Genomic DNA, 12,491 nt, shown 5'->3' with positions numbered 1-12,491 from the left:
ACTCCTCTCCTGACCTTCGGACCGGCCCTGTTCGGATCGGGTCTGTCGGTGCCGGCACCTACTGTGAGCCGCATGGGGTGGTACACGCCGACGGCGGTGACGCCGGATCTGACCGGATCGCTCGTGTGTGCGTGGTCGGCGTGCGCGGAGGGACAGCACCTGCTGGTCCCGGACGGCTGCATCGACGTGCTGTGGATTCCCGGTGTGGGCATCCGGGTCTGCGGACCGGAGACCGCCGCCTGGTCGTTCACGCTGCCGCCGGGCACCGAGTCGTTCGGCATCAGATTTCGCCCGGGCTCGGCGCCGCCCGCGCTGCGCACCTCGGCGGCGCAGATCCGCAACACCCGCGTCGACCTCGCCGACGTCCTGGGATCGGCGGCCCAACGCATGCTCGTCGACCGACTCGAGCACACCGACGGCACTGCCGCCCGGCTGTCGGTGCTGCAGGCCGCGGGACGCCGCTGGCTCGCCGACCGTCCCGGCACCGATCTGCTCGCCGCGTGGCTCACGTCGGCGCTGTCCAGCCGCTCGTGCAGCGTCGCCGCGCTGGCCGACGCGTCGTCGATGACCGGACGGCAACTGCAGCGCCGCTGCAACGACGCGTTCGGGTACGGGCCGTCGACGCTGCGCTCGATCCTGCGACTGCAGCGGTTCATGTACCTCGCGCGCGCGGACCGGAATCGGGGGCTCGCCGCGCTCGCTGCCGACGCCGGATACAGCGACCAGGCGCACCTGTCCCGGGAATGCCGGCGGATCGCGACGGTCACCCCCACCGAGTTGCTGGCCGGGGAGGCACCGGACTGGCATGGCGGGGCGTCGGTCCTCGATGTCCGATCGATGCAAGACGCGAGCCTCCCCGCCGCCGGAGAATCGGCGGCATGACGACCATCGAAGCAACCCCCGACCTGTACCGCCGCCTGGCCGAGACCCTCACCGAGATCGTCGACGCCGTCCCCGCCGATCGCTGGGAGAACCCCTCCCCGTGCGAGGGGTGGACCACCCGCGACGTGGTCGCGCACATCGTCGACACGCAGGCACAGATGGTGGGTGTCGTCGGTCTGTCGATTCCGGAAGGCCCGTCGACGGCCAGCGATCCGGCCGGCGCATGGCGGCACACTCGTGACGCGGTCCAGGCAATCCTCGACGACCCCGCGAAGGCCGGGCTCGAATACGACGGCCACTTCGGGCGCACCGACCTGGCGTCCACGATGCGTACCTTCTACTGCTTCGACCTGATCGTGCACGGCTGGGACATCGCCCGCGCCGCCGGTCTGGACCTGGACATCCCGGACCATGACCTGGACATGCTCGACGCTGTCATCGCACAGCTCGGCGATTCGCTCCAAATGGAGGGCGTGTGCGGGCCGGCGCTCGACGTCGCCGCGGACGCGGACCGCCCGACACGGATCCTCGCGACGCTCGGCCGCCTCGCCTGATCGAGCCGCACCCGGCGGCGACGTCATGTGTCGCCGCTGGGTCTGCCGTGGCGCTCCTCCTCGGGCGGTGGCGTGCGATCGCTGTCCGCCTCCCGATCGCTGCTCTCGATGACCTCGGTCAACTGTTGTTTCGACATGCCCGGTCCGACATGCGCCTCTGCCCGTATCCGCTCGACCATGTGCGGGTAGTGCAGCTCGAATGCCGGTCGCTCCGAACGGATTCGGGGTAGTTCGGTGAAGTTGTGCCGCGGCGGCGGGCACGTCGTCGCCCACTCGAGCGAATTGCCGTAACCCCAGGGGTCGTCGACCGTCACGACCTGCCCGAAGCGGTAGCTCTTGAAGACGTTCCACAGGAACGGCAGGGTCGACGCGCCCAGGATGAACGACCCGATCGTCGACACCTCGTTCAACGTGGTGAACCCGTCGGTGGGCAGGTAGTCGGCGTAGCGACGCGGCATGCCCTCGGCGCCCAGCCAGTGTTGGACGAGGAAGGTGGTGTGGAAACCGATGAACGTCATCCAGAAGTGCCACGTGCCCAATCGCTCGTCGAGCAGGCGGCCGGTCATCTTCGGGAACCAGAAGTAGATGCCACCGTAGGTGGCGAACACGATGGTGCCGAAGAGCACGTAGTGGAAGTGCGCGACCACGAAATACGTGTCGGTGACATGGAAGTCGATCGGCGGGCTCGCCAGCAGCACACCGGACAGACCACCGAACAGGAACGTGACGATGAACCCGATCGCGAACAGCATCGCGGTCTCGAACGTGAGCTGCCCCCGCCACATCGTGCCGATCCAGTTGAAGAACTTCACACCGGTCGGGACCGCGATGAGGAACGTCATGAACGAGAAGAACGGCAGCAGCACCGCACCGGTGGCGTACATGTGGTGCGCCCACACCGCCACCGACAGCGCGGAAATCGCGATCGTCGCGTACACCAGACCCGTGTAACCGAAGATCGGCTTGCGGGAGAACACGGGCAGGATCTCGGAGATGATGCCGAAGAACGGCAGCGCGACGATGTACACCTCGGGGTGACCGAAGAACCAGAACAGGTGCTGCCACAACAGGACTCCACCGTTTGCGGGTGCATACACGTTTGCGCCGACCACCCGGTCGGCGAACAGCCCCATCAACGCCGACGTGAGGATCGGGAAGGCCACCAGGATCAGGATGCTGGTGATGAAGATGTTCCACGTGAAGATGGGCATCCGGAACATCGTCATGCCCGGCGCCCGCAGGCAGATCACGGTGGTGATCATGTTGACCGCACCCAGGATCGTGCCGAGGCCGCTGAGCGCGAGCCCCATGATCCACAGATTGGCGCCCATCCCGGGAGCGTGAAGGGAGTCGGTCAGCGGCGAATACGCCGTCCAGCCGAAGTCGGCGGCACCGCCCGGGGTGATGAACCCGGCCGACGCGATGATCCCACCGAACAGGTACGCCCAGTAGCTGAAGGCGTTGAGTCGCGGGAACGCCACGTCGGGCGCGCCGATCTGCAGCGGCAGTATGTAGTTCGCGAACCCGAACACGATCGGCGTCGCGTACAGCAACAGCATGATCGTGCCGTGCATCGTGAACAGCTGGTTGTACTGCTCGTTCGACAGGAACTGCAGCCCCGGGACCGCGAGTTCGGCGCGCATCAGCAGCGCCAGCAGACCGCCGAACATGAAGAATGCGAACGACGTGATCAGGTACATGATCCCGAGCATCTTGGGATCGGTCGTCGTGATCACGCGGTAGAGGAACGCGCCCTTGCGGGCCCAACGCGGCGGATAGGGCCGAACGGCAACAGGTTTGGATGCTACGGTCGCCACCGGGACCTCCTGACCGCACGTCCCGGTGCCGGGCGCGCTCCTTCAAGGGCATCACCGGTCGCGGTCTGCCGAAGCGTCCAGTGGCAGATTGGCGACCGGCGCAGACTCAGCACTGTGGACGCTACGCCTCCCGAGGGCCGTTTGGCTACGGATCGGGCCGAGCGGACCGGGTCCCGGACAGCGTCGGCCACCTCGATAAGCTGCACCAATGCCGAAACTGGTCGACGGATCCGCACATGCGGGACGATTTGCCCCCAGCCCGTCCGGCGACCTGCATCTGGGCAACCTGCGAACGGCGGTGCTGGCATGGCTGTTCGCCCGCTCCACCGGGCGCCGGTTCCTTGTCCGCGTGGAGGATCTGGACCGCGTCCGCCCCGGCGCCGAGGAACGACAGCTAGCCGATCTCGCGGCGCTGGGCCTGGACTGGGACGACGAGGTGGTCCACCAGTCGTCGCGGCTGCCGCTGTACGACGCCGCGATCGCGCGACTGGAGCGCGCCGGACTCACTTACGAATGCTTTTGCACACGAAAGGAAATCCTGCAGGCGGCTTCGGCCCCGCACGCACCCGCCGGCGCCTACCCGGGCACCTGCCGCGATCTGAGCGACGCCGAGCGCGACGAGCGCCGCGCGAGCGGCCGGCCACCGGCGCTGCGGCTGCGGGCGGGCACCGACAAGTTCACGATCGAGGACGAGTTGCACGGCCGCTACACCGGCATGGTCGACGACCTGGTGCTCCGGCGCGGCGACGGGATCCCCGCCTACAACCTCGCGGTGGTGGTCGACGACGCCGCGCAGGGCGTGGACCAGGTGGTCCGCGGCGACGACCTCCTGTCGTCGGCGCCGCGGCAGGCCTATCTCGCGGGGCTGCTGGGACTGCCCGCCCCCACCTACGCGCACGTGCCACTCGCGCTCAACGCCGCGGGCAAGCGGTTGGCCAAGCGCGACGGCGCGGTCACCCTCGCGGACCAGGCGGCGTCGGGGCGCACCCCCGCCGACGTCCTGGCGCTGCTCGCCCGGTCGCTGGGAATGGCCGCCGACAACGAGATCGTTACTCTCACTCAGCTTCTCGATCGGTGGGATCCTGAGAGTGTTCCCGCGGAGCCGTGGATCTTCCAGGGCTGACGCGGCCGTATACGACGCGCAAACCGACCACTCGCCACGTAGGGTCTCGTACCAGAAGTGCGAACTTCACCGAAGACCCCGACGAGACCCAGGTGCATACATGACAACTGGTGGACAAGACCCGAATCAGAACCCCGAGAGCGGCAAGAACGGACCGGAGTCCGGGGGAACCCCGCCGCCCCCGCCGGGGAACTACCCACCGCCGCCGCCACCTCCGTCGCAGGGCGGCTACCCGCCTCCTCCGCCGCCGCCACCGCCGCAGGGCGGCTATCCCCCACCCCCGCCACCGGGTGGCTACCCGCCCCCTCCGGGGAGCTACCCACCGCCTCCACCCGGCGGCGGCTTCCCGCCACCCCAGGGCGGGTATCCACCCCCACCGGGGAGCTATCCACCGCCTCCACCCGCATTCGACGCCAGCTACGGCCAGACGGGTCCCGGAGGCACCCTTCGCGTCGGTGACGCGATCTCGTACGCCTGGCACAAATTCGCGGGCAACGCCCTCTCCTGGGTGGTGCTCATGCTCATCGCAGGGATCATCCAGGGCCTGCTCAATTGGGCGTTCAACGACCGGGACACGTTCGTCACCAGCGTCGTCGGAACCTTGGTCATCACGATCGTCGGGTATCTGCTCGAGGCCGCGTTCGTGACGGGCGCGCTGCAGGAGACGGACGGCACCAAACCGTCGATCGGCTCGTTCTTCCAACTCCGGAACGTCGGAGCGATCATCGTCGCGTGCTTCCTCGTGGGTGTGCTCACGACGGTCGGTTTCATCCTGCTCATCATTCCGGGCCTGATCTTCGTGTTCCTGAGCTGGTGGACGCTGCAGTTCGTCATCGACCAGAACCAGGACCCGCTCACGGCGATCAAGTCCAGCTTCGGTGCGATTTCCTCGAACTGGGGCACCCTGCTGTTGCTCGCGCTCGCCCTGATCGGTCTGAACATCCTGGGCCTGATCCCCCTCGGATTGGGCCTCTTCATCACGGTGCCGATGACGATCATCGCGTCTACCTACGCGTACCGGGTCACGGTCGGCGGTCCCGTCAGTCGCTGACGGCGCCCCCCCGAGCCCCGTTTTGCGCACTTGTCGCTGACCGGACGATCCCCGGACCAGCGATAAGCGCGCAAAACGGGCGCAGGCGGGGTGCGGATCGGCGTCACACTGGGTCGAATGCTTGGATGGCGCGGTGACAGAGTCAGTACAGTCCCCGCCCCACGCGTCCGATCCGGCGTCCTTTGCGCACGTCAACCGCGGCTACTACGCCACCATGGTGGCGCTGTTCACGGCGACACTGCTGATCTCCAATATCTGCGCCACCAAGGGGGTGGCATTCTTCGTCGACCAGAACGTCTCGGTCGGCCCGTTCCAGGTCCTGCCGATCATCACCGACGGCGGATTCTTCCTCTTCCCCCTCGCCTACGTCGTCGGCGACGTCCTCAGCGAGGTGTACGGCTTCAAGGCCACCCGCCGCGCGATCTACATCGGCTTCGGCTCGCTGCTGCTGGCGGCGCTGAGCTTCTGGATCACCCAGCAGCTGCCGTCGGCCGACTTCTACGACAACGAGGCCGCGTTCGACGCCGTCGTCGGTGTGGTGCCCCGGCTGCTGATCGCCGGGCTCGCCGGCTACCTCGTCGGCCAGCTGCTCAACTCCGCGGTGCTGGTGCTCATCAAGGAACGCACCCGCGAGAAGCACCTGTGGGCACGGCTCATCGGTTCGACGGTCGTCGGCGAGTTCGCCGACACCGTGATCTTCTGCTCCATCGCCGCCGGCGCGATCGGCATCTCCACGTGGCACGACTTCGTCAACTACGTGATCGTCGGCTTCGTATGGAAGACCCTCGTCGAGATCCTGGTGATGCCGGTGACCTACCGGGTGATCGCGTACGTGAAGAAGCGCGAGCCGACCTATGCGCCGGTCGAGGACGGCTTGTTGCCGTAGAACCGGCCCAGCATCTCCGCCTTGTACTCGTCGAAGTAGCCGCCCTCGATGCTCTCCCGGATCCGGTCCACCAAACGCACGGTGAACCGCTCGTTGTGGATGGTGCAGAGCGTCGAGGCGAGCATCTCCTTCGCCTTGAACAGGTGGTGGATGTAGGCGCGCGTGTAGTTGGCACACGTGTAGCAGTCGCACTCGTCGTCGATCGGGGTGAAGTCCCGACGGAACCGCGCGGTGTTGATGTTGAAGCGGCCGTCGGGGTGATAGATCGCGGCATTACGGGCCACCCGCGACGGGTTGACGCAGTCGAAGGTGTCGGCGCCGTTCTCGATCGCGACGAACATGTCGTCGGGCTCGCTGATGCCGAGCATGTGCCGCGGCTTGTGCTCGGGCAACTCCTCGTTGACCCAGCGCACGATGGTGCCGAGGTTCTGCTTCTCGAGCGCGCCGCCGATGCCGTAGCCGTCGAAGCCGCGGCCGCTCACACCAGTGATGGACTCGAGCCCACACGCCGCCTGCCGGCGCAGGTCCTCGTACTGCGCGCCCTGCACCACACCGAACAACGCCTGGTACGGCCGGTGCGCGCGCTCGGCGGTGAGCTTCTCGTGCTCGGCGATGCAGCGCACCGCCCACGCCTGCGTCCGCTCGACGGACTGCTCCTGGTAGCCGCGGGTGTTGAGCAGCGTGGTCAGCTCGTCGAACGCGAACATGATGTCGGCGCCCAACTGGTGCTGGATCTGCATCGACACCTCGGGGGTGAACCGGTGCGGCGAGCCGTCGAGGTGCGACTTGAACGTGACGCCGTCGTCGTCGACGTGCGCCAGGCGCTGCTTGCCGTCGGCGATGACGTCGTCGGACTGGACGCCGACGGCCTCCATGGCGAGGACCTTCTTGAACCCGACACCGAGCGACATCACCTGGAAGCCGCCGCTGTCGGTGAAGGTGGGGCCGTCCCAGTTCATGAACTTGCCCAGGCCGCCGGCCTCGTCGACAATGTCCGGACCCGGCTGCAGGTACAGGTGGTACGCGTTGGCGAGCACGGCCTGCGTGCCGAGGTCCTTCATCGCCTCCGGCAGCACCGCCTTGACGGTGGCCTTGGTGCCGACCGCGATGAACGCGGGCGTCTGGATGTCGCCGTGCGGGGTGTGGATGGTGCCGGTGCGGCCCAGCCGGTCCGGCAGGCGGGTGCCCACCGTGAAGAACGGGTCGGACGGGGTCGGCACTACATCACTCACGTGGCCATAGTGTCACAGGCCGGCTATGCCGCCTTGTGTGCGGTGAGCAGCAGGTACTCCCAGTCCATCGCGAACGCACCCTCGCCGACGCCGAACTGTAGGGCCAGGTCGGCAAGCTCCACGTCGAGGGCCGCGACCTTGTCCGGGTCGGCGGATATCGCCTTGTACACCGCGATCGTCGGACCGTAGTTGGCCTTGAAGTAGTCCCGGAACCCCTGGGGACTGTCGAAGTGGTCGACGCGGACGGTGTCGCACTGCGCGACGACGTCGGTGACGCGATCCCCGAGCAGTTCCCGGACGTGAGCTTCGTCGCCCCACAGCGGCGGCGGCTGCGCCCCGGGCGGAGGCGGCGGGGCATACGGCTTCATGACCCCGAACATCCGGCCGATGAACCCGGCCGGCGTCCAGCTGAGCAACCCGATGGTGCCGCCCGGCTTGCACACCCGCATCATCTCGTCGGCACTGGTCTGGTGATGCGGCGCGAACATCACGCCCACGCACGACATCACGACGTCGAACTCGGTGTCCCCGAACGGCAGCGCCTCCGCGTCCGCCGCCTGCCAATCGAGTTCGGCGCCACGCTTGGCGGCGAGCCGCCGTCCGGCGTCGAACAGTTCGGGCGTGAGATCCGATGCGACGACGTCGGCGCCGGTCAACGCCGCCGGGATCGCCGCGTTGCCGCTTCCCGCGCCGACGTCCAGAACCCGTTGTCCGCTGTGCACGCCCGACGCCCGGACCAGGACCCCGCCGAGGTCTGGGATGACGTCCGCGGCGACGGCCGGGTAGTCACCCGAGGCCCACACCGCCCGATGTTTGGCCTTGAGCGTGCGGTCTGCTTCCTTCGCAACAAGTGATTCGCTCATGATCCGAGCCTGCGCCGCGACGGGGCCCGGCGAAAGACCCCCGAGGGGTTGCCGACGGCCACCCTGGAGTCCGATCGGTCCCACGCGGCACCCGGGATCTCCCGTTCCACACAGAGCAGACCCGAAGTGCAACCTGTTTCAGTTTTTTGTCCGATTCCCGGCGGGGCAAAGCTCTCGTCGCGACTCGTATGCCCGCAGTTCGCTCGTCCACACGGCAGAAATGATCATTGTCGATACTGCTAGATGCGGTATCGCGACCGAATCGCCACCTCGGCTCAACATTGCCCCTCGAATGATCCCGATGACCCAGTCCCCTACGCATCGGAAGTGAACACGTTCTAGTATCGATTCGTTGTCGCGGGAATCGGACCACGGATGGAACGGGAGAAATCATGGGACACGTGCTGGATCGGATCGAGCAGTACGCGGACGAGATCCGCGCCGACGGCGTCGAGGGCGACAAGCTCATGCGCCTGACCGACGCCAACGCCAAGCGGCTGAGGGAGGCCGGCGTCGTCCGCATGCTGCAGCCGAAGGGTCACGGCGGCTTCGAGGTGCACCCCCGCGAATTCGCGGAGACCGCCATGGCGATCGGTGCCATGGACGGCGCCACCGGCTGGGTCGGCGGCATCGTCGGCGTCCACTCCTGGGAGCTCGCATTCTTCGACCCGAAGGCCCAGGACGAGGTCTGGGGCAAGGACCCCGACACGTGGATGGCGTCGCCGTACGCGCCGATGGGCGTCGCGGTGCCGACCGACGGCGGATACATCCTCAACGGGCGGTGGTCCTTCTCGTCGGGCACCGACCACTGCCAGTGGGTCATGATCGGCGCGGCCGTCGGCGATCAGGACGGCAACCGGTTGATGCCACCGCAGATCCTGCACGTGCTGCTGCCCCGCAGCGACTACGAGATCGACCACGAAAGCTGGGATGTCGTCGGCCTGCGCGGCACCGGCAGCAAGGACCTGATCGTCAAGGACGCCTTCATCCCGGCGCATCGCACGCTGGACGCGTCGAAGGTGTTCGACGGCACCGCCCCGAAGGAGGCGGGCCGGACCGAGACGCTGTACAACTTCCCGTTCTCGTGCATCTTCCCGCTCGGCATCACCTCGTCACTGATCGGCATGGCCGAGGGCGCGCTGGCGTGCCACATGGCGGCGCAACGGACCCGGATCACGGTCGCGGGCACCGCCACCAAGGAGGATCCGCACGTGCTGTTCGCGATCAGCGAGGCCGCCGCGGAGGTCGCCGCATCCAGGGCCGCGGTCCTCTCGACCGTGGACCGGTTCTGGGGCATGACCGAGCGGGGTGAGACCGTCGACTTCGAGCAGCGGGCCGTCGGCCGCCGCACCCAGACGGCGGCTGCATGGCGGGCCGTGCGCGCCGTGGACGAGGTCTTCGCCCGATCCGGCGGCGGTGCGCTGCAGATGAAGACGTCGATGCAGCGGTTCTGGCGCGACGCCCACGCCGGCCTGGTGCACGCCATCCACGTGCCCGGGTCGATCTACTACGCGTCCGCGCTGACCGAACTGGGCGGCGAGCCGCAGGGCATCCACCGCGCCATGATCTGACGACGTGTCGCCTGGCCCGCGCCTGCGGGCCAGGCGGTCGTTCAGTCGCGCGCGAGGTTCGGCGGGAAGCCGCCGGTCGCGATCGGGCCCCAGTCCTCGATGGTGATCCGGACGAGACTCTTGTTCTGCGTGCGCATCGCCTCGCGGTACTCGTCCCAGTCCGGGTGCTCGCCCGAGATGCACCGGAAGTACTCGACGAGGGGTTCGAGCGCGTCGGGCATGTCGAGGACCTCGGCGGTGCCGTCGACCTGCACATACGCGCCGTTGAACTCGTCGGACAGCACGCACACGCTCACCTGGGGATCCCGACGCAGGTTGACGGCCTTGGCCCGCTCCGGATACGTGGAGACGACGATCCGCCCCTCCGTGTCGAGACCCGACGTCACCGGCGAAATCTGCAGTCCGCCAGAACTTTTACGAGTGATGAGCACACTTCGATGGCGGGGACGGATGAAGTCGAGCAACTGTTCGCGGGTGACGTGTTCGGCGGTGGCGACGGCCATGGCGCACTCTCCTCGTAGGTCGGGCTGTGCAATCTCAGCCTAACGGCGGCGAACATGCTCGAAACACCGCTCCCGGGCGATATTCGGACCAGATCTACTTCGCCGGTACTGACGGTATTGTTTACGTGTCGCGCTCCCTGCTGGCCGAAGCCGATCTCATCGACACCCCCGACGACACCGAGGACTCCAGCTATGACGTTGCCGCTCAACCCAGACGATCTCGCGTTCGTGCTCCACGACTGGCTCGACGTCGAGGAACTCACCGAGCATCCGCGGTATTCGGAGCATTCCCGGGAGACCTTCGACGCAGTTCTGCAGCTGAGTCAGGACATCGCGATGCGCTGCTTCGCGCCGCACTACAAGCTCCTCGACCGGGTCGAACCCCGTAGGACCGAGGCAGGGACGGTCGAGCTCGTTCCCGAGGTCGCCGGCGCGCTGAAGGAGTTCCTGAAATCGGGGCTGTTGAGTGCCCGATTCGGCGAGGAGTTGGGCGGCGCGCAGCTTCCCCATACCGTCACCTACGCGTCGATGATGTGGTTCCAAGCAGCAAACATCGCACTTTCCGCCTACCCGTTTCTCACTATCGGAAACGCAAATCTATTGGCAGCGCACGGGACTCGGGAGCAGATAGACACCTGGGTCCGCCCGATGCTCGAGGGGCGCTACTTCGGAACCATGTGCCTGTCCGAACCTCAGGCGGGGTCGTCGCTGGCCGACATCACAACCCGCGCGGTCGCCGCGGCGGATGGCTCCTACCGGATCACCGGCACGAAGATGTGGATTTCGGAGGGCGACCACGAACTGTCCGAGAACATAGTTCATCTCGTCCTCGCGCGGACACCGGATGCGCCTGCGGGAGTCAAGGGGATCTCGCTGTTCATCGTGCCCAAGTTCCTCGAGTCGGGCGAGCGCAACGACGTCGCGCTCGTCGGGCTCAATCACAAGATGGGGTATCGCGGAACGACCAACACGCTGCTGAACTTCGGTGACGGCACCTACGCACCGGACGCCACCCCCGGCGCTGTCGGCTATCTCGTGGGGCAGGAGTTCCATGGACTCCGCTACATGTTCCACATGATGAACGAAGCGCGGCTCGGCGTCGGGTTCGGTGCCGCGGCCTTGGGCTATGCGGGATACCAGCGATCGGTCGAGTACGCGCGCGTCCGGACACAGGGCAGATCGCTGACCGATCCGGATCCGACGGGGCGCCCCGTCGCAATCATCGAGCACCCCGACGTCCGTCGAATGCTGCTCGCCCAGAAGTCCTATGCGGAAGGCTCACTCGGCCTTCTGCTCTACTGCGCACACCTGCTCGACAGGCAGACCATCGCCGCAGACGAAGGCGAGGCGCACGATCTCGAGTTGCTTCTCGATCTCCTGACACCGATCGCCAAGAGTTGGCCCTCGCAATGGTGCCTCGAGGCGAACAATCTGGCCATCCAAGTCCACGGCGGCTACGGATACACCCGCGAATACGATGTCGAGCAGCTCTACCGCGACAACAGACTCAATCCGATCCATGAGGGCAGCCACGGCATCCAGGCCCTCGATCTGTTGGGGCGGAAGGTCATTGCCGAGGGCGGACGGTCCCTGCAGCTACTCGACGAGCGTGTACAGAAGACGATTTCGACCGCGCGCCAGTCCTCCGGCGACGTCGCAGACCACGGAGAAGCACTCGCGACGGCGTGGCCGCGAGTCCTGGAAGTAACTGCCTCAGTGTGGTCCTCCGGGGACCCGGCACGTGTCCTGGCGAACGCCACCCCCTACATGGAGGCCTTCGGGCACGTTGCACTCGCATGGGTATGGCTCGAACAGCAGCTCGCGGCGTCCGGCAACTCCAAGACCCATCTCGGCAAGCACGCGGCCGCTCGGTACTTCTACGCCTTCGAGCTACCCAAAGTGCATCCGATGTTGGATCTCGTGGAGAAACTGGACACGACCCTCCTGGAGACGTCCGCGGATCTCTTCTAATTGCAAGATCCACTCCCCCACAGCCATTCACGACTTGC

General features: G+C 67.0%; 11 protein-coding genes. 7 read left to right on the top strand and 4 right to left on the bottom strand.

The window, feature by feature from the left end:
- The first annotated feature begins 72 nt into the window (after nt 1-72).
- A complete protein-coding gene (locus tag ACQ5DX_RS25715) occupies nt 73-882 on the top strand; it encodes a helix-turn-helix domain-containing protein (protein ID WP_430335290.1) in 810 nt (269 codons plus the stop codon).
- Complete coding sequence (locus ACQ5DX_RS25710; protein ID WP_430335289.1) at nt 879-1,436, top strand: TIGR03086 family metal-binding protein; 558 nt, start codon at nt 879-881, stop codon at nt 1,434-1,436. The genes ACQ5DX_RS25715 and ACQ5DX_RS25710 overlap by 4 nt, the downstream gene beginning before the upstream one ends.
- A 23-nt stretch (nt 1,437-1,459) precedes the next feature.
- Here ACQ5DX_RS25710 and ctaD read toward each other — a convergent pair whose 3' ends face one another.
- Nucleotides 1,460-3,253 (bottom strand): aa3-type cytochrome oxidase subunit I, encoded by a 1,794-nt coding sequence (gene ctaD / locus ACQ5DX_RS25705; protein ID WP_430335288.1) that lies wholly within the window; start codon nt 3,251-3,253, stop codon nt 1,460-1,462.
- Nucleotides 3,254-3,461: 208 nt separating this feature from the next.
- On the opposite strand from ctaD, the gene gluQRS reads away from it, so the two are divergent.
- The 3 genes from gluQRS (at nt 3,462) to ACQ5DX_RS25690 (ending at nt 6,313) form a co-directional block, all read left to right on the top strand.
- Nucleotides 3,462-4,376, top strand: a complete 915-nt coding sequence (gene gluQRS, locus ACQ5DX_RS25700) for a tRNA glutamyl-Q(34) synthetase GluQRS (protein WP_430335287.1) — start codon at nt 3,462-3,464, stop codon at nt 4,374-4,376.
- Between the two features lie 517 nt (nt 4,377-4,893).
- Entirely contained in the window at nt 4,894-5,427 is a 534-nt protein-coding gene (locus ACQ5DX_RS25695) for a hypothetical protein (RefSeq protein ID WP_430335286.1), read from the top strand.
- A gap of 133 nt (nt 5,428-5,560) precedes the next feature.
- Nucleotides 5,561-6,313 (top strand): queuosine precursor transporter, encoded by a 753-nt coding sequence (locus ACQ5DX_RS25690; RefSeq protein WP_430335285.1) that lies wholly within the window; start codon nt 5,561-5,563, stop codon nt 6,311-6,313.
- Here ACQ5DX_RS25690 and tgt read toward each other — a convergent pair.
- On the bottom strand, nt 6,280-7,545 hold the full coding sequence (gene tgt / locus ACQ5DX_RS25685) for a tRNA guanosine(34) transglycosylase Tgt (protein ID WP_430335284.1): 1,266 nt from the start codon (nt 7,543-7,545) through the stop codon (nt 6,280-6,282). The two genes, ACQ5DX_RS25690 and tgt, sit on opposite strands and share 34 nt — an antisense overlap.
- 23 nt (nt 7,546-7,568) lie before the next feature.
- Entirely contained in the window at nt 7,569-8,408 is an 840-nt protein-coding gene (locus ACQ5DX_RS25680; protein WP_430335283.1) for a class I SAM-dependent methyltransferase, read from the bottom strand.
- A 392-nt stretch (nt 8,409-8,800) separates the two neighbouring features.
- Between ACQ5DX_RS25680 and ACQ5DX_RS25675 the strand changes: the two genes are divergently transcribed.
- Nucleotides 8,801-9,979: a hydroxylase gene (locus ACQ5DX_RS25675; protein ID WP_430335282.1), complete on the top strand. Its 1,179-nt coding sequence runs from the start codon at nt 8,801-8,803 to the stop codon at nt 9,977-9,979.
- Between the two features lie 41 nt (nt 9,980-10,020).
- Here the strand turns inward: ACQ5DX_RS25675 and ACQ5DX_RS25670 are convergent, their stop codons facing one another.
- The gene (locus tag ACQ5DX_RS25670; RefSeq protein ID WP_430335281.1) at nt 10,021-10,482 is read right to left on the bottom strand and encodes a PPOX class F420-dependent oxidoreductase; all 462 of its coding nucleotides are present in this window, start codon (nt 10,480-10,482) and stop codon (nt 10,021-10,023) included.
- Between the two features lie 192 nt (nt 10,483-10,674).
- Between ACQ5DX_RS25670 and ACQ5DX_RS25665 the strand changes: the two genes are divergently transcribed.
- Nucleotides 10,675-12,453 (top strand): acyl-CoA dehydrogenase, encoded by a 1,779-nt coding sequence (locus ACQ5DX_RS25665; RefSeq protein WP_430335280.1) that lies wholly within the window; start codon nt 10,675-10,677, stop codon nt 12,451-12,453.
- Nucleotides 12,454-12,491 lie beyond the last annotated feature (38 nt).

Origin of the sequence: Rhodococcus sp. ACT016 (genome assembly GCF_050477185.1) — a bacterium.
Taxonomy (GTDB): Bacteria; Actinomycetota; Actinomycetes; order Mycobacteriales; family Mycobacteriaceae; genus Prescottella.
The sequence above is the reverse complement of the archived record's forward strand: the minus strand, read 5'-3'. Positions and strand labels throughout refer to the sequence as shown.

What these genes read in the sequence shown, in the direction of transcription:
- ACQ5DX_RS25715 (WP_430335290.1), top strand. Translation starts at nt 73, where the DNA reads ATGGGGTGGTACACGCCGACGGCGGTGACGCCGGATCTGACCGGATCG.
- ACQ5DX_RS25710 (WP_430335289.1), top strand. Translation starts at nt 879, where the DNA reads ATGACGACCATCGAAGCAACCCCCGACCTGTACCGCCGCCTGGCCGAG.
- gluQRS (WP_430335287.1), top strand. Translation starts at nt 3,462, where the DNA reads ATGCCGAAACTGGTCGACGGATCCGCACATGCGGGACGATTTGCCCCC.
- ACQ5DX_RS25695 (WP_430335286.1), top strand. Translation starts at nt 4,894, where the DNA reads ATGCTCATCGCAGGGATCATCCAGGGCCTGCTCAATTGGGCGTTCAAC.
- ACQ5DX_RS25680 (WP_430335283.1), bottom strand. Translation starts at nt 8,408, where the DNA reads ATGAGCGAATCACTTGTTGCGAAGGAAGCAGACCGCACGCTCAAGGCC.
- ACQ5DX_RS25675 (WP_430335282.1), top strand. Translation starts at nt 8,801, where the DNA reads ATGGGACACGTGCTGGATCGGATCGAGCAGTACGCGGACGAGATCCGC.
- ACQ5DX_RS25670 (WP_430335281.1), bottom strand. Translation starts at nt 10,482, where the DNA reads ATGGCCGTCGCCACCGCCGAACACGTCACCCGCGAACAGTTGCTCGAC.
- ACQ5DX_RS25665 (WP_430335280.1), top strand. Translation starts at nt 10,675, where the DNA reads ATGACGTTGCCGCTCAACCCAGACGATCTCGCGTTCGTGCTCCACGAC.